Raw genomic sequence first — 18,865 nt, 5'->3', positions numbered from 1 at the left:
GGCCCCCCGACAAGGTGATCGCCGGCGACCGGGCCGCGGGCACGGGCTGGGTCGGGCCGCCGTCCTCCCCTATCCTTCACGGGTGCGCCTGAGCGGAGAGGTCACCACGACGCGCGGACTCGGTCCGCACGACCACGTGTGCTGGGCCTACGACGACCCCGACGACTACCGCCGGCGGATGTTGGACTTCCTGGCCGACGGGATCTCCCAGGGGCAACGGGTGTCCCTGATCGCCGACGCGCCCGCGGACGAGCTGATCGGGGCGCTGCGCGGGCTGGACGACGTCGACGAGGCGCTAACCCGCGGCGCGCTCCAGGTGCAGTCGCTGCGCGACCGGTACCGCACCCACGCGCTGCTGGACCCGGCCGACCAGCTGCGGGCCTATGCCGAGGCCACCCGGGCCGCGCTCGCCGCGGGGTACACCGGACTGCGGGTCGCGGCGGAGGCCACCTCGCTGGTCCGCCGGCCGGAGCAGCTGGACAGCTTCGCCCGCTACGAGCATCTCGTCGACCGGTTCATGACCGGCCAGCCCTTCTCCGCCCTCTGCGCGTACAACCGCGTCGAGCTCGGCGGCGACACCGTGGCCCAGATCGCCTGCCTGCATCCCGGCACCAGCGCCGGTGCCACCCCGTTCCGCCTGTACGCCGCCGACGACGGAACCATCACGCTCAGCGGTGAGCTGGACCTGACCGCCCGAGACCTGCTCGCGCTGGCCCTGGACCGCGTGGAGCTGCGGCCGGTGGACGGCGAGCTGGTGGTGGACGCCCGCGAGCTCACCTTCGCCGACCACCGGAGCCTGCTGCTGCTCGCCCACGCCGCCCGGCGCCGGCGCGCGACCGCGGTGCTGCGCACCGACCTGACCGGCCCCGCCCGGCTCATCGACGTCCTCGATATGCCGAACGTGCGGACGGAGCCGGTCCGATGAGATCGGGGGCGGCCGCCGGTAGCGAGGGCTACTTCCACCAGACCGGCTTCTACGGTTCCGACGACGAGTTCCTGGCGCTCGTGATCCCCTTCCTGGAGGGCGGCCGGGACGCCGGCGAGCCCACGCTCGCGGCGTTCGACCAGCGAAACGAACGGCTGGTGCGCGGGGCGCTGGCGGACCCGGAGGGGATCTCGTTCGTGCCCAACGACGTGCAGTACGCCCGCCCGGCCAGCGCGATCAGGAGCTACCAGCGGCTGGTCGACGAGCACATGGCCGCCGGCGCGGAGCAGATCCGCATCACCGGCGACGTGCCGCACCCGGGAATGGGGGCGCCCTGGGACTGGTGGGCCCGCTACGAGGCCGCGATCAACCACGCGCTGGCTCCCTACCCGCTGTGGGGGCTGTGCCCGTACGACACCCGCACCACCCCGGACGAGGTGCTCGCCGACGTCGCGCGCACCCACCCGCACCTGGCGACGGTCGACGGGCTCCACCATGCCAACGACCGCTACGAGGATGCCACGGGCTTCCTCAGCCGGCACTCCCCCGGCCACGTCGACCCGCTGGAGCTGTCGCCGCCGCTGGTCACCCTCGTCGACCCCGCGCCGAAGGCCGCCCGACACGCCGCCGCCGAGCTGGGCGCCACGGCGGCGCTGCCGGCGACGCACCGCGAGGACCTGGTCATGGCGGCGAGCGAGGTGGTGACCAACGCGGTCCGCCACGGACGGCCTCCGGTGGAGCTGCGCGGGTGGGCGACGACCGGAAGGGCCGTGCTGACCGTGACCGACCGCGGGGACGGGCCGCACGATCCGTTCGCCGGCCTGCTGCCCGCCCGACCGCGCGGCTCCACCGGCGGCCTCGGCCTCTGGGTGGTCCACCAGATCTGCGACTACGTGACGCTGCACCGGCACGACGACGGGTTCACCGTCCGCCTCGTCGCCGGAGCGCCGCGCCCGACACCCGGAGCGCGGCACTAGAACCCGACGCCACCGTGCCAGCAAGGCCTTCGTGGTCGCGTCGAGTGCCACCAAGGCGTCCTTGGTGGCGTTGGTGCTCCATCAGCTCGGCGGGCAGGGCGCTTCGGGTGGCCCGGCTGGCGGCAGGTGGAAGAATCCGGCCATGGCCTCTTCCACCTCGGCCCGCTCCACCTCGGCCCGCTCCACCTCGGCCCGCTCCACCTCGGCCCGCTCCACCTCGGCAGCGTCCACCCCGGCACCGTTCGCCTCGCGCGGGCGGCACCGGGTCGCCGTGCTCGTCCGCCCCGGGCTGCTGCCCCTCGAGCTGGGGATCGTGCACCAGCTGTTCGGCGCGGCCAGGTCGGCCGGCGGCGATCGGCTGTACGAGGTGGTGACGTGCGCGCCGGTACCCGGTCCGCTGCGCACGGACGCCGACTTCGACATCCACGTGCCGCACGGACCGGAGACGCTGGCCGAGGCGGACACCGTGGTCGTCCCGGCCTCCCACGGCCCCGACGAACCCGAGGCGGTCGGCCGCCTCGACGACCGGCTCGCCGCCGCGCTCGCCCGGATCCGCCCGCGCACCCGGATCGCGTCGATCTGCACGGGCGCGTTCGTGCTGGCCGCCGCCGGGCTGCTGGACGGACGACGGGCCACCACCCACTGGCAGTCGGCGGACCGCTTCCGGGCCCTGTTCCCCGCGGTCCGGCTCGACCCGGACGTCCTCTACACCGACGAGGGCGGGGTGCTCACCTCCGCGGGGGAGGCGGCCGGGATCGACCTGTGCCTCCACCTCATCAGGGCGGACCACGGCGCCGCGGTGGCCAATGACGTGGCCCGCCGCACGGTGGTGCCGCCGCACCGGGACGGCGGGCAGGCGCAGTACATCCGCCGCCCGGTACCCGAGCCGACCGTCTCCTCGACCCGCGCCGCCAGGGCGTGGGCGCTGGCGCACCTCGACCGGCCGCTCACCCTGCGCGAGCTGGCCGCCAGGGAGGCGACGAGCGTGCGCACGTTCACCCGCCGCTTCCGCGACGAGGTGGGCCTCTCGCCGGGCCAGTGGCTGACCCGGCAGCGGGTCGAGCGCGCCCGGCAGCTGCTGGAGGAGACGGACCTCCCGGTCGACCGGATCGCCGCCGAGTGCGGCTTCGGCACGGCGGCCTCGCTGCGCCAGCACCTGCAGGCCGCGATCGGGGTCTCCCCGAGCGCGTACCGCGCGACGTTCCGCGGTGCCACCGCCGGCTGAATGGTGCTATGTTGGTCGAGCGACCAACTTGGGCGGATGACCAACCACATGGCTCGTCGCCGTCCCGTGTCCCGCCGACCGCACCGACCGATCCGAGGGGCCATGGAGATCATCAAGGACCGGCGACCGCCGACCGGGCTGGGCCGCCTGCTGTTCCGGCTGCCGATCCACCTCTACCGGCTGGGGCTGGGCTGGTTGCTCGGCGACCGGTTCCTGCTGCTGACCCACGTCGGGCGGGTGTCGGGTCGGACCAGGAGAACGGTGATCGAGGTCATCGAGCACGATCCGCGGGCCGGCGACTACGTCGTCTGCTCCGGTTACGGCCCGCGCGCCGACTGGTACCGCAACGTCCTGACCACCCCGGAGGTGACCATCCAGGTGGGCCGGCATGTCCTGCCCGCCACCGCGGTCCCACTGGGCGAGGAGGAGGGCGGCGAGACCATGGCCCGCTACGCCCGCCATCACCCGTGGACGGCCCGCCGACTGGTGCGCGTGCTGGGCTTCGCGGTGGACGGGTCGCCGGAGGACTACCGCGCGGTCGGCCGGCACCTGCCGTTCGTCCGCCTGCGCCCCCGGCAGACCTAGAACGCAGAACCGTCGTGCGCCGGCGAGTGCCCAGCGGCTCAGCTGCCGGCGTAGGCCTCGCTGACGGCGTTGGGACCGTCGTAGGTGCGGTCCGGCAGCTCCTCCAGCCGCCGCAGCACCTGGTCGTCGGCACCCTGACCCCTGGCGTGTCGCACCAGGTCGTCCTTCCCGCACGGGTAGTCCACACCGGACAGGAACTTCTGCATCTGGATCGGGTTGGACATCCTTCGCTCCTCTCGCCCTGTGGCGCGCCAGAGATACCCACCCCCACCAACTGGAAACCATGCCGGCGTCCCGCGCAGGGCGAGCTGGCACAATGCCCTTGTTACTCGTCAGTAATCCCAGGAAGGGTGGCCAGCCGTGACCGAGACCTTCAGCACCGCCGACCTCGTGGACGAGCACGGCGACCGGCTGCGGGTGTGCGACACGCAGTTCCGCCAGTTCGGCGGCCGGCGGTCGTTCACCGGACCGGTGCGCACGGTGTCCTGCCACGAGGACAACGCCCTGGTCCGTGACCTGCTCAACACGGCGGGCGGCGGCGCGGTCCTCGTGGTCGACGGCGGCGGCTCGCTGCACACCGCGCTGACCGGCGACCTGATCGCGGCCGCCGCGGCCCGCAACGGCTGGGCCGGGCTCGTCGTGCACGGCGCGGTACGGGACAGCGCGGCGCTGGCCGAGCTGCCGATCGGCATCAAGGCGCTGGGCACCAACCCGCGCAAGAGCGCCAAGGCCGGCGCGGGCGCCGTCGACGTCCCGGTCGGCTTCGGCGGGATCACCTTCACCCCGGGCGACGTCCTCTACGCCGACGACGACGGTGTCGTGGTGCTGCCCCGCGTGCCCTGAGCGTGGAGCCGGCCGAGTTGCGGGGCCCGGCGACTAAGACCAATATCGATTGGTGAAAGACCATGGTGCCCGACAGCTGCCGACCACCGCGAGGGAGGTTCCACAATGTCCGAGGAACAGGCCGCCAAGCGACCGGTGAACGCCGCGCTGGCCGGCCCCTACGGTCACCCCTTCCACCCGATCCTGGTCACCGTCCCGATCGGCGCCTGGGTGTCCAGCCTCGTCTTCGACATCGGCTCGCACGTCGTCGCCGATCCCGGGTTCCTCGCCAGGGGCTCGGTCTGGCTGATCGCGATCGGCGTCGTCGGCGCGCTGGCCGCCGCGGCGGTCGGCGCGCTCGACCTGCTCGCCATCCCCAGGGGCACCAGGGCGTTCCGCACCGGCCTGCTGCACATGAGCCTCAACCTGCTCGTGGTCGCCGCCTTCGTGGTGAACTTCCTCTGGCGGCAGGCGGCCTTCTCGCAGGCGGACGCGGTCGCGATCGGACCGTTGGTGCTGTCCGCGGTGACACTGGCCGTGCTGGGTGTCTCCGGCTACCTGGGTGGCACGCTGTCCTACCGCTACGGCGTCCGCGTGGTCGAGCAGCGCGAGCAGGCCGAGGCCTACCGCCACGCGACCGAGAGTCGCACCCGCCCCGCCCACTGACCCCACCGGAGCTCAGCCACCGCGGCCGGGTCGTGGCGGCGCCGGTGGGGCGAGCAGCCCGCACTGGCCGGCGAGCGCCGCGGCCTCCGGCCGGCTGCTGACCCGCAACCGCCGCAGCAGCGCCGCCGTCAGCCGCTTGGCCGTCCGCTCGGACACGTGCAACTCCACGGCGATCTGGGCCAGCGTGCGATCCGTGGCGAGCAACCGCCACAGCCGCCGGTCCCGACCGTCGAGGCCGTCACGGGGCCGGGCGGCCGGGCCGGGCGCGGACAACCGGGCGACCACGTCCGCCGGCAGCACGGCCCAGCCGTCCACCAGCGCCAGCAGCGGCGGGAGCAACCGCTCCGGCTCCGCGGACTTCGGCAGCACGCCGCGGGCGCCGGCGCGCACCGCCGGCAGCACCACGTCCCGCGCGGTCTCGTCGCCCAGCACTGCCACGGCCACGGCGGGGTCGGCGCGGCGGATGGCGGCGACCGCCCCGGCCCCACCGGGCGGTGGCAGGCCGAGGTCGACCAGCGCCACGTCGGGCCGGTGCCGGCGGACGAGGCCGCCGGCCTCCCCCGCCGCGCACCCGCTCGCGACCACCGTGAGCCTGCCGCCGCTCACCGACGCCAGCAGCATCGCCAGCCCCCGACTGAACAGCGGCTGCGGACCCACCACCACGATCCGCACCGCCGGGTCCGCGCCCACCATTCCCCCGGCTCCTCACGCCGTCGACACCGCCGGCACACCGGCCACGCGAGGGGTTCCCCGTACCCAGCGCGAGCAATCGGTCACCCGCTGACCTTTCGGGGCCAACCTTGACCTTCTCGGGGCACCGCCGGGGGCCACGCTGGGAGAGGTCGAGTACGTCGCGTCACCGCGCGAAGGGAGCGCCATGTTCTACCACGTGCAGACCCTCCAGTTCGAGGCCAAGCCGGACCGGCCCGACCCCGCGTTCGCCAAGCGGCTGCAGGAGATCCTCGGCGGCAAGTGGGGCGAGCTCACCGTCGCGCTGCAGTACCTGCAGCAGGGCTGGAACTGCCGGATGCCCGGGAAGTACAAGGACCTCCTGCTGGGCATCGGCACCGAGGAGCTCGCCCACGTCGAGATGATCTGCACGATGATCGCGCGGCTGAACGAGGGCGCGCCGCTGTCAGTGCACGAGGCCGCGGTCGCCGACAACCCGATGACCGCCGCGGTCTACGGTGGCACCAACCCGCAGCACCTCATCAACAACGGCGGTGGCGGCTACTACCAAGACAGCAGCGGGGTGCCCTGGCTCGGCGCCTACACCACGTCCTCGGGCAACCTGATGGCCGACTTCCACCTCAACGCCACCGCCGAGATGCAGGGCAGGCTGCAGGTCGCGCGGCTGTACAACATGACCGACGACCCCGGCGTCAGGGAGATGCTGCGGTTCAACCTCGCCCGCGACCACATGCATCAGCAGCAGTGGCTGGCCGCGATCGAGGAGCTGAAGGCCGACGGGCTGGAGGGCCTGCCGGTCCCGGAGGCCTTCCCCAACGACACCGAGCAGAACACCGACTTCATCACCCAGTACCTGAACTGCAGCGACGGCACCGCCGCCGGCGACGGCCGGTGGGCCAGCGGGGAGATGCCCGACGGGAGCGGCCGCTCGTTCCGCTACGAGGACGACCCGCAGCCACACGGCGACCGGCCGGTCCTCCCGCCCGGCGACCCGCGCCTCTACGGCACCCCGCGGCCCGGCGCCGCACCGGAGCATCCGGCGACCGAGTAGCCGCCCGGCCGGTCAGCCCCGCCGGTACAGCAGCAGGCAGACGTCGTCCTGGTGCCGGTCGGTGCCCAGCATCCTGGCGAGCAGGCGGTCCGCGGCGTCGTCGAGCGAGCACCCGGCCGGCAGCCCGGCCAGCTCCGCGGCGAGCCGGTCGAGCCGGTCGTCGAGCGCGCTGTCCCGCCGTTCCACCAGCCCGTCGGTGTAGAGCAACAACACGGCGCCGGCGGGAAGGTCGAGCTCGTGCTCCGGGATCGGTCGGTGCGTCGGGACGCCGAGCATCGCGCCGCGCCCGTGGTCGAGGAACGTGGCCCCGCCGTCGGGGGTCCGCGCCAGCGGCGGCGGGTGCCCGGCGATGGACCAGCGCAACCGGCCACCCGGGGAGACCTCCGCGACGGCCGCGCTGGCGAGCAGGGGCGTGTTCCGCGCGAGCAGGAACTCGTTCGCGCGGTGCAGCGCCCGGCTGGGGCCATGGCCCTCGAGGGCGTAGGCCCGCAGCGCGTTCTGCAGCTGTCCCATGAGCACCGCCGCGTCGAGGCCGTGCCCGGTCACGTCCCCAACGGCGAGCACCAGCGTGCCGTCCGGCCGGGTGAACGCGTCGTACCAGTCGCCGCCGATGTTGACCCCCGACGTCGCCGGCAGGTAGCGGGTGCACAGCGCGGCACCGGCGACCGGCGCCGGCTGCGGCAGCATCGCCTGCTGCAACGTGCTGGCCAGCTCGTGCTCGCGCTCGTACTCCCGCGCGTTGCGCAGCGCCACCGCGGCCCGGCCGGCGAGGTGCTGCACGAGGTTGCGCGCGGTGCCGTCGAACGGCGTCGACCTGGCCAGCTCGAGCACGCCGAGCCGGCGCGGCCCCACCCGCAGCGGCGCCAGCAGGTGGGTGGGGTCGGCCAGGGTGAGGTCACCACCGCGGAAGGCCTCCCGCACCGCGGCGGGCGCCGGCCCGGCGTCGGGGCGCAGCGGCTGGCGCAGCACGCCCCGCTCGTCGGGCAGCCACGCGGCCGCCGTCTCGGCCAGCCCGTGCCGGGTGAGCAGGTGCACCGTGGTCCCCAGCACGTCGTCGACCTGCAGCGAGGTGGCCGTGGCGGAGCTGAGCTCGTCGAGCAGGGCCAGGTCGGCGCGCTGCCGCTCCAACTCGGCGTGCAGCGCGAGCAACCCGCTGTTGGTCTGCTGCAGCTCCCGCTCGTAGCCGGCCATCGCCTCGTCCTGCCGGGCGATGTGCTCCAGCAGCGGGGTGAGCACCAGGTCGGCCACCGGCGCGCCCGCCGACCGCCGACCCTTGTCCGTCCCGGTGCGGCCCTCGACGTGCCAGCGCAGCGTGCCCGACCCGCTGTCGCCGACCAGCTCGCGCAGTGCGGCGGCGGTCTCGGCCAGCAGCCGCGCCCTGAGCAGCGGTTCGATGGGCAGCGCGAGGCTGTCCCGCACGAGGGACCGGAGCGCGTCGTCGGCCTGGGCCGCGCTGGTGAAACGGACGGACTGAGGGGTCATCGCTACGGCATCGTACTGGCCAGTACCGCAAGGCACGCGTCGTCGCGGCGGCGCCACGTGTGCCACAGCACCCAGGCCGCGACCAGCACCGGGTCGTGGTCCTCGATCCCGGGCCAGTCCGCGAGCCGCCACCGCTGGGTGAGCCCGTCGGAGTGCATCAGCAGCTGCCCGTCCGGCGGCCACGGCCGCACGGTCTCGCCGAACCGCGACCTCGCGGCGGGCATCCCGACGATGCCGGGCACCGACAGCAACGCCTGCTGGTCACCGGTGTCCCGGTCGACCAGCCGACCGCTGATGTTGCCCATCCCGGCGTAGCGCAGGGTGGCCGCGGCGACGTCCAGTTGCGCCACCGCCACCGCCGCGCCGCGGCCGCCGGCCAGCGCGCGGTGCAGGGCGCCGAGCAGGTCGCGCGGCCGGTCGGCGGCGTGCGCGCGGGCGACCTCCACGACCTGCTTGCTGACCACGCTCGCCTCGGGGCCGTGGCCGAGGCCGTCGCTGACCACCAGGGTGAGCCGGTCGTCGGCACGGAGAACGGCGTAGGCGTCGCCGCACACCTCCTCCCCCGGCGCGGCGACCTCCACACCCCAGGCCCACGGGTTCCGCGCGGGCGGCAGCGCCGGCCAGCGGGCCAGCACCGCGGTGCCGACCCCCGGCCGGGAGTAGAGGTCGAAGGTGGCGGCGGCGCGGCGCACCGCGCCGAGGCCGGTGCCCAACGTGCCGCCGGTGGAGTAGCCGTCCCGCATGCTGTCGCTGGCGGAGGTGAGCCCGGGGCCGCGATCGACCGCGATCACCTCGACCCGCTCGCCGTCGTGGCGGGCCAGCACCGCCCCCTCCGTGGCGTGCCGGAGAAGGTTGGTGGCCAGCTCGGTGGCGGCCAGCGCGACCTGCTGCACCTGGTGCTCGGTCAGCCCCGCCCCGCGGGCAGCGGTGCGCGCCGCCACCCGTGCCTGCCCCACCTGCGAGGGACCGTGGACCGGCACGCAGCGGGTGATCATCGGCGCGCGCCGGGGCCGGTGGCACCGATCCGGACGGTGGTGCCGCGCCCGGGCGCGGAGTCGATGCTGAACTCGTGGACGAGGCGGCGCGCGCCGCCCAGCCCGAGGCCGAGGCCGTCGCCGGTGCTGAAGCCGTCGGCGAGTGCCTGCTCGACGTCCCCGATGCCCGGACCCTCGTCGGTGCAGGTGACGGTGACCGTCGCGGTGCCGTCGGAGTTCTCCCGGACGGCGATCTCGGCCCGCCCGCCGCCGCCGTGCACGAGGGCGTTGCGGGCCAGTTCACTGGCCGCGGTCACCAGCTTGGTCTGCTCGACCAGGGAGAACCGGGCGGTGACGGTGGCCTCCCGGACGGCCTGGCGGACCAGGACGATGTCGCTCTCGGTGGAGATGTGGCAGACCTGCTCGCTCGTGGCGGTGCTCATGCCCGCTCCGGCGCTCCGCCACCCGGCTCGTGGAGCAGCCGGAACGCCCGATCGACGTCGAGCGCGGTCCGCAGGCCGCGCAGCGGCAGGCCGAGTTCGGTGAGGGTGATCGCGACCTCGGGACGCATGCCGGCCACGATCGTGCGGGCGGCCAGCGCGGTGGTCGCGGCGGCGACGTCGTGCAGCACCCTGGCCAGGAACGAGTCGACGATCTCGACCGCCGAGATGTCGATCACCACGCCGCGCGCGCCGGTCCGGTGGACGCGCTCGGTCAGCGCCTCCTGCAGGCGCAACGCCAGCCGGTCGTGCAGCTCGGTCTGGATGGTGACCAGCAGGACGTCACCGAGCTGCAGTACGGGAATCTCGCCGTTCCCGCCCACCTACGACTGCCCTGCCTTCCGTACCGTCACCCCGAACCGGTCCAGCGCGAACGCCAGCGCGTCGGACAGGCTCGCCCGGGTGGTGACCTCCTCGAGGTCGATCCCGAGCTGGACCATGGTCTGGGCGATCTGCGGGCGGATGCCGCTGATGATGCAGTGCGCGCCCATCAGCCGCGCCGCCATGGCGGTCTTGAGCAGGTGCTGGGCGACCATCGTGTCGATCGTCGGCACACCGGTGATGTCCAGGATCGCGACCTCGGCCCGCTGGTCGACGATCGCGTGCAGCAGGTTCTCCATCGCCGTCTGGCTGCGCGCGCTGTCCAGCGTGCCGATCAGCGGCACGGCCAGGACGCCCTTCCAGAGCGTGATCACCGGGGTGGACAGCTCCATCAGCTGCTGGCGCTGCGCGGCGATGACGTCGCTGCCGACGTTGAGCGCGAGGTCCATGAGCAGCAACCGCAGGCTGTCCACCGCGGTGGACAGCAGCGCGGCCTCCAGGTGCGCGGCGTGGTCCTTCCGCCGGACGAGCAGCTCCAGCAGCGGCGCCTTGAGGTCGTTGAGCTCCAGCGCGGCCTGCGCGGCGCTGACCCCGGCGCGGGCCCGCGCGTCGGCGAGCTCGCTGAGGATCGGCTTGGCCTGTGCGAAGGCGGGTGAGGCCGGGTCGTGGGCGCGGCCGTCCCGGACGGCCTCGGCCACGGCGGAGACGAGGGCGTGGCAGTCGGCCACGGCCTGCTCCTCGTCGTACCCGCGGCGCCGGGCGAACACCGGGAGTCGCAGCCACGCCTCGCTGATCGCGTTCCGGCTCTCCAGCACCAGGTCCCCGGCCGCCGCGCCGACCTCGTCCTCGAACCTCATCCCGCGTCCCGCCCCTTCCGCTCCGGGTGGTGTCAATCCGTGCCCCGTCACCGGCCACCGCCGCGAACCCTAACCACCGGTGGGAAATCCCGTGTGAAGCCCCCGCGCGCTGTCGCCGGCGCGCGAGGTGTCGGTGCGGGGCGTGCCGGTTCGTGGAGTGTCACGGTACCGCCCGGGACATCGAGCCCCCGGCGCGGGCGCCACCGCGCCGGGGGCCGCGGGTGAGCCGCGCGGAACGGCGGCGCGGCACAGTGGAGGCATGACGGGCCGGGTGCGGCCGGCCACCCCGACCGACGCCGACGCGGCGCCACCGCAGGGCACGCGTCAGGTCCACCCCGGCCAGCGCGACCGTGTCGCCGTAGGCGTGCCGCGGCCCGCGCACCTCGAGTACCGGATCCCGTCGACCTCCCCGGACGTCGTGTCGGCTCCACCCTGCGGGGCGCGGGCGGGCGCGGGTAGCGCGGCGGCGTCACCGGCTCGGGATGAAGGGGCTCGGGTTGGGGGCTCGGGATGGGGGGTCGGGATGGGGGGTCGGGATGGGAAATGTCCTCCCGAGCGTTCGGTTCCGGGTGCGGGCGCTCAGGCGAGCTTGCGCAGCCCGTCGACGACGCGGTGCAGCAGCTCGAGCGGCGGGCGGCCGTCGGCGATGGTGGTGTTCTCGTGCAGCATCAGCAGGCCGAGGTCCAGCCCGTCGCCGATGAGGACCCTGGCCACCCCGAGCGGCGCGCGCAGGTGCGCGGCGATCTCGGCGACCGACGTGGGCTTGGTGCACAGCTGGCAAATCGCCAGGTGGTCGGCGCCCAACCGGGACCGGTCGATCGGCACCCGCAGCCGGGTCGCGGAGATCAGCGACTCCAGGCGCAGGTCGTAGGACGTGCTGGCCCGCCCGCGGGTGCGCACGTACGGCCGCACCATGACCAGGTCCTCGCCGTCCCCGGCGTCACCGGCACCCGGCCAGGACGACGGCTCGTCCCGGTCCCGCGCCTCGGCGGCGGAGCGCGGCCCGAGCTCCGCGGCGCGGCGCGGGCCCGGCGCGGGCGCTCCGGTTCCCCTCGGGTAGGGGCGGGGGAGATCCCGCTCCTGCGGCGGAGCGGGGGTGCGATCGTCGGCACCGCCGACATCGCCGCCGGTGGGCGGGCTGGAGCCGGCCGGCGGCTCGTCGTCCGGCTCGCGGTGGCGAAAGTCGTGCTCGGCCCACTGCTGGTAGTCACCCCAGCCACCGAACGCGAGCGGGTGGAACTCCGGGGTGCTCCCGCTGGGCTTCCGCTTCCCGTGCGAACTGATGACTACTCCCGGGGCAGTGGATCGGTGGTCGGCAGGCCAGAAAATTGTGCCTCGACAGCGCCCTCCACGGTATCTCCGTTCGGAGCAGTTCGACAGACCCGGGCGGCGTCATCCGATCATCCCATCGCTGCACCTGATCCCGCCGTTGCCGCGCTGACCAGCGGAAACGCGACAAGTTGGAGCTTTCCGAACCCTATCCTTTCCCAGTTGACAATAGACACCGGTAGGCATGGCTCGCTCACCCGCGGTTACCGGAAACCGTCGGTGACTCCTCGTTTCCGAGTCGCCACGGAATGAGTCGACCATGCACGGGAATGTTTTCCGTCGCGCCCTCCGGAGCGGCCACGAGGCCGGCGGAAATTGTGATTACCAACACAGTCGCGCGAGCGGGGCGCCGGAACCCGGGGGCGCTCGTGCCACCAAGGCCCCTTGGTGGCGGTGGTGGCGGTGCTGGCGGTGGTGCTCCCCTGCCCCGGCGGAAGGTCCCGGCGTGGAGCGCTAGAACCGCTCGCGGCGGACGGTCGGTCGGCGCCCCTTGATGGTCGTCGCCCGCAACGCCGCGACGACGTCGTCCGCCGCGCCTTCCGGCACCTCCACCAGCGAGAACCGGTCGGCGATCTCGATCGCCCCGATGTCCCGACCGGTCAGCTGCGACTCGCCGGCGATGGCACCCACGAGGTCCTGTGGCCGGACCCGTGCGCTACGCCCGACACCGACGAACAGGCGGGTCATCCCCCCGTTCGCGCGCCGGCGCCGCGACCCGCGGCCGGCCGTCGGTGCCGGCCGCCGGTCCCGCCGGGCGCCCGCCGGTGGCAGCTCGACGTCCGGCACCTCCTCCTCGTCGTCGGCGGCGCCGCCGGACTCGTGCGCCAGCTTCACCGCGGCCAGCGCCACCTCCAGGACGTCGAACTCCTCCGCCAGCGGCTCCACCACGGCGCGGAACCGCTCCAGATCGTCGTCCAGCAGGCTCTCCCGCAGTGCCGCGCGGGTGAGCTCCAGCCGGCGGGCCCGCAGGTCGGCGACCGTGGGCAGCTTCCCCACCGGGATGCGGTGCCCGGTGGCCCGCTCGATCGTCTTGAGCATCCGGTGCTCCCGCGGCTCGGCCAGGGTGATCGCCACCCCCTCGCGGCCAGCCCTGCCCACCCGGCCGATCCGGTGCACGTAGGACTCGGGCGCGCTGGGCACGTCGTAGTTGACGACGTGGGTGAGCTGCTCGATGTCCAGGCCGCGGGCGGCGACGTCGGTGGCCACGACGAGGTCGGCCGTGGCGGCGCGCAGCCGGCCCACCACCCGGTCGCGCTGCTGCTGGTCCATCCCGCCGTGCAGGGCCTCCGCCCGGTAACCGCGCCCGTTGAGCGTCTCGGTGAGCCGGTCGACCTCCTCGCGGGTCCGGCAGAACACCACGGCCGCGGTCGGCGCCTCCACATCGAGCACTCGGCCGAGCGCGACCGGCTTGTGCCCGCGCGGGACGAGGTAGGCGTTCTGCCGCACCCGCGCCGCCTCGCCGCCGGTCGACGCCGCGCGGCCGAGCACGATCCGCTCCGGGTCGGTGAGGTAGCGGCGCACCATCCCGTCGATCCGCGGCGGCATGGTCGCGGAGAACAGCATCGTCTGCCGGTCGTCCGGGGTCCGCTCCAGGATGGCCTCGATGTCCTCGGCGAAGCCCATGTCCAGCATCTCGTCGGCCTCGTCGAGCACCACCACGCGGAGGCCGTCGAGGTCGAGCGTGCCGCGGGCGAGGTGGTCGAGCACCCGGCCGGGGGTGGCGACCACCACGTCGACGCCCTGCTCGAGGGCTCGCAACTGCCGGCCGATCGGCTGCCCGCCGTAGATCGGCAGCACCCGGGTGCCCAGCTCGCGCCCGTAGCGGTGCATCGCCTCGCACACCTGCACGGCCAGCTCGCGGGTGGGCACCAGCACCAGTGCGGCGGGGTGGTGCCCGGCGCCGGCCGTGGCGATCCGCTGCAGCACCGGCAACGCGAACGCCGCGGTCTTCCCGGTGCCGGTGGCCGCCTGGCCGACCAGGTCCCTCCCGGCGAGCAGGGGTGGGATCGCGGTGCGCTGGATCGGCGTCGGCTCCTCGTAGCCGAGCTCGGCCAGCACGCGCAGCAGCTCCGGGCGCAGCGCCAGGTCGGCGAAGCCGGCCAGATCGGCTGCCACGGGTCCGGTCATCGTTCGGCCTCCTCGGAGAACGGGTGCGCTCGACCGCGGTGCCCGCGATCATCACCGACCATTGTCGACCACCCGCCGGGAGCGGACAGCGCAGGACCCTCAGGGGAGCACGACCACCCGTCCCGGCGGGCCGCCCTGGCCGCCCTCCTCCAGCATCCGGTGCGCGCGGGCCGCCTCGGCCAGCGGCAGCCGGGCCCGGATCCGACCGCGGAGCCGGCCGCCGGCCAGCTCGCGGTTGATCACCTCCGCGGCGGCCGCGAGGTCGGCCACCGACGCGTTGCTGATCGCGAACCCGCGCAGGCTCACGTCCCGGGTGTAGCACGCGCCGACCGGCAGCACGGTCCGCGCGGAGAGGCCGGCGCTCAGCACGACCCGGCCGCCGCGGGCCAGCATCGGCAGTGTCCGCTCGATGTCGTGGTGGCCGGAGCAGTCCCAGTACACGTCCACTCCGGACGGTGCCAGGTCGGCGACCGCCCTGTCCAACTCCGGCGCCGACCGGTCGAGCACGGCGGCCGCCCCGCAGGCACGGCACCACGGCGCGTTCTCCGCCCTGTCGACCGCGATCACCCTGGCTTCCAGCGCGCCGGCGGCCAGCTGCACGGCCGCGCTGCCCACCCCGCCACCGGCCCCGGCGACCAGGACGGTCTCCCCCGGCGCGACCCCCGCCTCCCGGAACAGTCCGATGTGGGCGGTGGCGGCGGTGTGCAGCACGGCCACCGCGGCGACCGGGTCGACGCCGGCCGGCAGCGGGTACAGCCGGTCCGCGGGCACCACCGCGTACTCGGAGAACGACCCCTGCCGGCCGTCGTGCCCGAGGCTGTTGCACCACACCGGCGTTCCTGGCGGGAAGCCGGCGACCGCGGAGCCCGGCCGGGCGACGGTGCCGACCAGGTCGCGCCCCAGGACGAACGGGAAGGTCAGCGCGGTGCGGTAGGCACCGGAGCGGACGAACGTGTCGACGTGGTTGACCGCCGCCGCGCGGACCCGGACCAGGACGTCGGCCGGCCCCGGCTCCGGCACCGGCAGCGACCCGACCCGGATGTCGGCCGCCGTGCCGAACCCGGTGACGTAGGCCGCGGTCATCGCCGTGGCGGCCGGCTCACTCCTCGGCAAGGCGCACCCGCCGATGCAGCCGGCGCAGCGCCGGCGGCGACCACCAGGCCGCCCGGCCCAGCACCGCGATCGCGCCAGGGACCAGCACGCCACGGACGAGGATCGCGTCGATCAGGATGGCGATCCCGGCGCCGAGGCCGAACAGCTGCAGGAAGCTGAGCGTGCCGGTGAGGAAGGAGAAGAACACCACGGCGAGCAGCCCGGCGGCCACCGACACGATCCGCCCGGTGCGGGCCAGGCCGCGGCTGACGGCCGTGGCGGTGTCGTACCCGGCGTCGTGCATCTCCTTGATCCGGCTGATCAGGAACACCTCGTAGTCCATGGAGAGGCCGAAGACGACGCAGAAGATCAGGATCGAGTTGGCGGTGTCGATCGGCTGCGGGGTGAACCCCAGCAGCCCGGCGAGGTGCCCGTCCTGGAAGGCCCACACCAGGACGCCGAACGTGGCCGCCAGACTGAGACCGTTCAGGATCAATGCCCGCACCGGCTGCAGCAGGCTGCCGGTGAACAGGAACAGCACCACGAACGTGATCAGCACGATGATCGCGACGGCCAGCGGCAGCTTCGCGGCGAGCGCCGCCCTGGTGTCGATCAGCTCGGCGTCGGCCCCACCGACCAGCACCGCGCTGCCGTCGGGGCCGGGGGTGGCCCGGACCGCGCGGACCAGGTCGGCCGTCGCGTCGGTCTTCGGCGGCAGGTCGGTGGACAGCGTCAGCCACTGCGTGTCCGGCGTGCCGCGCGCCGCGTCGGTGGGCTGCTGGCCGGCGAGCCGCCCCTCGGCGAACGTGCCGGCGCTGCTCTCCACGTGGGTGACCTCGGGCCGGGCGGACAGCTCGCGCGCGTAGCCGGCGAGGGCGGGCTGGCGCACCGGACCCTCGAGCACCACCTGGAGGGCGGAGGCGTCGAATCCGGTGAACTCCGCGTCGAGCGCGTCGTTCACCGACCGGCTCTCCGCACTCGGCCGCAGCACGCGGTCGTCCACCGTGCCGAACTCCGCGTGCAGCAACGGGGAGGCCAGCACCAGCAGCACCAGCAGCACGGGTGCCCCGGCCAGCGCGGGCCGCCGGTTCACCCGGTCGGCCAGCCGGCCCCAGAACGGCGCGTCCGACCCGCGCACGGCCTTCGACCAGGGCAGCCGCAGCGCGTTCACCCGCCCGCCCAGCAGGCTGAGCAGCGCGGGCACCACGAACAGGCTCGCCAGCGCCGCGATGAACACGACACCCACCCCGGCGTAGGCGAACGAGCGGAGGAAGTACAGCGGGAACACCGCCATCGTGGCCAGCGCCGCGGCGACGATGAGCGCCGAGTACAGGATCGTCCTGCCGGCCGTGCGGACGGTGGTGGCCACCGCCTCGGGCACGGCGTCGCCCGCGGTGAGCCGTTCCCGGAACCGGGCCACCATCAGCAGCGCGTAGTCGATCCCCAGCCCCAGCCCCAGTGCCGTGGTGAGGTTCGCGGCCAGCACCGACATGTCGGTGATCCCGCCCAGCACGGCCAGCTCGCCGAACGTGCCGACGATCGCCAGGATGCCGATGACCAGCGGCAGCAGCGCGGCCACCACGCTGCCGAAGGCCAGCACCAGCAACAGCAGGCTCACCGGCACCGCGACGGCCTCCGCGACCACCAGGCTGTGTTGCAGGTTCTGGAAGATCTCCCGGTTGACGCCCTCCTCCCCGCCGACGCGGACCGAGAGCACGCCGTCCCGATCGGCGTAGGCGTCGTGGAGGCGCTGGGTGTGCCGCAGCGCGGCGTCCTCGTCGCCGTCGACGTGCGCGGCGACGACGGCGCTCGACCCGTCCGACGAGGTGAGCGCGGGGCTGCCGGTCGACCAGTACGAGACGACGTTGCCGACCCCGTCCTCGCTGGCCAGTTCCCGGGTCAGCCGGAGGCCCTCGGCGGCCACCGCGGGGTCGTCCAGTGACCGGCCCTCGGCCTCGACCAGGAACACCAGGTTGTACTGGCCACCGAACGCCGCGTCGATCCGTTCGGCGGCGATGCTGGACTCGGCCTCGGGGTCGAGGTAGCCGCCCACCTTCAACGTGTCGAAGACGCCCGCGGCGAGAATTCCGGCGGCGGCCACGAAAATGCCGGCGACCACCAAGACCAGGCGCGCCCGGCGGTACACGACGTCACCCAGCCAATCGAGCATGACCACCCTTCGTCGCGCGCCCCAGTCCCCAGTCCCCAGTTCCGAGTCCCGAGCCCAGCCCGGATCATTGCCAGGATGCTGGGACCGCTCCGGCGCTGTCAACTCGCCAGAAAGAAGGCCACCGCCAGACCGAGGCAGCCCGCGTCCACCGAGCTCAACCCGAGGAACCGCGCCTTCCGCCAATCATTCCCGCGCACCCCGTGGTAAAGCTGGGCGGCGTGCAGAACGACCACCGGAACAACGGTCACCGCCAACACCGGGTCGATTCGCGTGGTGGTGAACAACAACGCCAGCAATGTGACGCTGCCGGTGAACAGCAGGGTGAGCAGCACCCGGAACCAGCCTGCTGGCAGCAGCACCGCGAGGGTGTGCCGGGACACCGCCCGGTCGCCCTCGCGGTCGGACGCGTTGCCGTAGTTGACGATCATCAGGAACCACAGGCCGAACAACGCGCTGGCGAGCAGGATCTCGGCGCTCGGCCGGCCGGCGACGAACCAGTACGGCACGAGCGCGATCGCGCTGATCACGAAGAAGATGGTCAACTCGAGCCCCAGCGGCCGGTAGCTCAGCTTCAGCCCCACCGAGTACTGCGCGGCCGCGACCTGGGCGGCCAGCAGCAGCACGACGGCGACCGGCGGGGCGGCCAGCAGGTACGCGGCGAGCAGGCCCGCCGCGACGCCGACGGTCCAGCACGCCGCGCCGAAGGCCACCGCCTCCGACTCGGTCAGCACCCCGGTGAGCAGCGGCTTCCGCGCGACCGTCCGAGGTGGCCGGCCGGCGTAGTTGTGGGCGTCGCTGCCGTCCCGGAACCCGCCGAGGTCGTCGAAGGCGCCCCCACTGAACTGGATGGCCAGCACCATCACCAGCAGCAGCGCGAGGCCGCCCGCGGTCCGCTCGGTGACCAGCCCCTCCAGTCGCAGCAGCAGCACGGCGAGCAGCCACCCGTAGGCGTGGTGGTACATCCGGATCTTGCCCAGCCGGAGGAACCCGACGATCTTGGCGCCGATCGGGACCCGCGCGGTGCCCGACGCACTCGTCACGGTCATCTTCCTCTCCTTCCGGTTCGCGGTCC

Annotated in this window: 21 protein-coding genes; 7 read left to right on the top strand and 14 right to left on the bottom strand. The window is 74.1% G+C overall.

The window, feature by feature from the left end; all coding sequences use genetic code 11:
- Positions 1-82: 82 nt before the first annotated feature.
- Both BM051_RS14490 and BM051_RS14485 read left to right on the top strand, forming a co-directional pair.
- Positions 83-925: an MEDS domain-containing protein gene (locus BM051_RS14490; protein ID WP_092530658.1), complete on the top strand. Its 843-nt coding sequence runs from the start codon at positions 83-85 to the stop codon at positions 923-925.
- Positions 922-1,902 carry a sensor histidine kinase gene (locus BM051_RS14485; protein ID WP_092530657.1) on the top strand — a complete coding sequence of 327 codons (981 nt, stop codon included), beginning with the start codon at positions 922-924 and terminating at the stop codon, positions 1,900-1,902. Before BM051_RS14490 ends, BM051_RS14485 begins: the two co-directional genes overlap by 4 nt.
- An 81-nt stretch (positions 1,903-1,983) precedes the next feature.
- Here the strand turns inward: BM051_RS14485 and BM051_RS29910 are convergent, their stop codons facing one another.
- Complete coding sequence (locus BM051_RS29910; RefSeq protein WP_243859629.1) at positions 1,984-2,133, bottom strand: hypothetical protein; 150 nt, start codon at positions 2,131-2,133, stop codon at positions 1,984-1,986.
- Between the two features lie 40 nt (positions 2,134-2,173).
- Here BM051_RS29910 and BM051_RS14480 point away from each other — a divergent pair, with 40 nt between their 5' ends.
- Both BM051_RS14480 and BM051_RS14475 read left to right on the top strand, forming a co-directional pair.
- Complete coding sequence (locus tag BM051_RS14480) at positions 2,174-3,127, top strand: GlxA family transcriptional regulator (protein WP_243859628.1); 954 nt, start codon at positions 2,174-2,176, stop codon at positions 3,125-3,127.
- A 102-nt stretch (positions 3,128-3,229) separates the two neighbouring features.
- Positions 3,230-3,712 carry a nitroreductase family deazaflavin-dependent oxidoreductase gene (locus BM051_RS14475; RefSeq protein ID WP_092530655.1) on the top strand — a complete coding sequence of 161 codons (483 nt, stop codon included), beginning with the start codon at positions 3,230-3,232 and terminating at the stop codon, positions 3,710-3,712.
- A 38-nt stretch (positions 3,713-3,750) separates the two neighbouring features.
- Here BM051_RS14475 and BM051_RS14470 read toward each other — a convergent pair whose 3' ends face one another.
- The gene (locus tag BM051_RS14470; protein WP_092530654.1) at positions 3,751-3,936 is read right to left on the bottom strand and encodes a DUF2795 domain-containing protein; all 186 of its coding nucleotides are present in this window, start codon (positions 3,934-3,936) and stop codon (positions 3,751-3,753) included.
- A 136-nt stretch (positions 3,937-4,072) separates the two neighbouring features.
- Here BM051_RS14470 and rraA point away from each other — a divergent pair, with 136 nt between their 5' ends.
- Together rraA and BM051_RS14460 are read left to right on the top strand one after the other, a co-directional pair.
- The gene (rraA, locus tag BM051_RS14465) at positions 4,073-4,555 is read left to right on the top strand and encodes a ribonuclease E activity regulator RraA (protein WP_092530653.1); all 483 of its coding nucleotides are present in this window, start codon (positions 4,073-4,075) and stop codon (positions 4,553-4,555) included.
- A gap of 105 nt (positions 4,556-4,660) precedes the next feature.
- Positions 4,661-5,200, top strand: coding sequence for a DUF2231 domain-containing protein (locus BM051_RS14460; protein ID WP_092530652.1), 540 nt, complete (start codon positions 4,661-4,663; stop codon positions 5,198-5,200).
- A 12-nt stretch (positions 5,201-5,212) separates the two neighbouring features.
- Here BM051_RS14460 and BM051_RS14455 read toward each other — a convergent pair whose 3' ends face one another.
- Positions 5,213-5,893, bottom strand: coding sequence for a response regulator (locus BM051_RS14455; RefSeq protein ID WP_092530651.1), 681 nt, complete (start codon positions 5,891-5,893; stop codon positions 5,213-5,215).
- 184 nt (positions 5,894-6,077) lie between these two features.
- Between BM051_RS14455 and BM051_RS14450 the strand changes: the two genes are divergently transcribed.
- On the top strand, positions 6,078-6,941 hold the full coding sequence (locus BM051_RS14450) for a manganese catalase (protein WP_092530650.1): 864 nt from the start codon (positions 6,078-6,080) through the stop codon (positions 6,939-6,941).
- A gap of 12 nt (positions 6,942-6,953) precedes the next feature.
- Here the strand turns inward: BM051_RS14450 and BM051_RS14445 are convergent, their stop codons facing one another.
- From BM051_RS14445 to BM051_RS14400, 11 genes are all read right to left on the bottom strand, one after another.
- On the bottom strand, positions 6,954-8,423 hold the full coding sequence (locus tag BM051_RS14445; RefSeq protein ID WP_092530649.1) for a PP2C family protein-serine/threonine phosphatase: 1,470 nt from the start codon (positions 8,421-8,423) through the stop codon (positions 6,954-6,956).
- 2 nt (positions 8,424-8,425) lie between these two features.
- On the bottom strand, positions 8,426-9,379 hold the full coding sequence (locus BM051_RS14440) for a SpoIIE family protein phosphatase (RefSeq protein WP_177216933.1): 954 nt from the start codon (positions 9,377-9,379) through the stop codon (positions 8,426-8,428).
- Positions 9,380-9,414: 35 nt separating this feature from the next.
- Entirely contained in the window at positions 9,415-9,840 is a 426-nt protein-coding gene (locus BM051_RS14435; RefSeq protein WP_092530647.1) for an ATP-binding protein, read from the bottom strand.
- The gene (locus BM051_RS14430; RefSeq protein WP_092530646.1) at positions 9,837-10,220 is read right to left on the bottom strand and encodes an STAS domain-containing protein; all 384 of its coding nucleotides are present in this window, start codon (positions 10,218-10,220) and stop codon (positions 9,837-9,839) included. Before BM051_RS14430 ends, BM051_RS14435 begins: the two co-directional genes overlap by 4 nt.
- Positions 10,221-11,075: an STAS domain-containing protein gene (locus BM051_RS14425; protein WP_092530645.1), complete on the bottom strand. Its 855-nt coding sequence runs from the start codon at positions 11,073-11,075 to the stop codon at positions 10,221-10,223.
- 160 nt (positions 11,076-11,235) lie between these two features.
- Positions 11,236-11,457, bottom strand: a complete 222-nt coding sequence (locus tag BM051_RS28490) for a hypothetical protein (protein WP_134046232.1) — start codon at positions 11,455-11,457, stop codon at positions 11,236-11,238.
- 197 nt (positions 11,458-11,654) lie between these two features.
- A complete protein-coding gene (locus tag BM051_RS14420; protein ID WP_092530644.1) occupies positions 11,655-11,990 on the bottom strand; it encodes a DUF742 domain-containing protein in 336 nt (111 codons plus the stop codon).
- A gap of 867 nt (positions 11,991-12,857) precedes the next feature.
- The gene (locus tag BM051_RS14415) at positions 12,858-14,531 is read right to left on the bottom strand and encodes a DEAD/DEAH box helicase (RefSeq protein ID WP_092530643.1); all 1,674 of its coding nucleotides are present in this window, start codon (positions 14,529-14,531) and stop codon (positions 12,858-12,860) included.
- A 99-nt stretch (positions 14,532-14,630) separates the two neighbouring features.
- On the bottom strand, positions 14,631-15,644 hold the full coding sequence (locus tag BM051_RS14410) for an NADPH:quinone reductase (protein ID WP_243859627.1): 1,014 nt from the start codon (positions 15,642-15,644) through the stop codon (positions 14,631-14,633).
- Entirely contained in the window at positions 15,631-17,793 is a 2,163-nt protein-coding gene (locus tag BM051_RS14405; protein ID WP_092530641.1) for an MMPL family transporter, read from the bottom strand. The genes BM051_RS14410 and BM051_RS14405 overlap by 14 nt, the downstream gene beginning before the upstream one ends.
- A 98-nt stretch (positions 17,794-17,891) precedes the next feature.
- Positions 17,892-18,839: a UbiA family prenyltransferase gene (locus BM051_RS14400; RefSeq protein WP_092530640.1), complete on the bottom strand. Its 948-nt coding sequence runs from the start codon at positions 18,837-18,839 to the stop codon at positions 17,892-17,894.
- Positions 18,840-18,865 lie beyond the last annotated feature (26 nt).

Origin of the sequence: Amycolatopsis arida (assembly GCF_900115565.1) — a bacterium.
Taxonomy (GTDB): domain Bacteria; phylum Actinomycetota; class Actinomycetes; order Mycobacteriales; family Pseudonocardiaceae; genus Yuhushiella; species Yuhushiella arida.
Note: the sequence above shows the minus strand (reverse complement) of the source record. Positions and strands in the feature narration are given on the sequence as shown.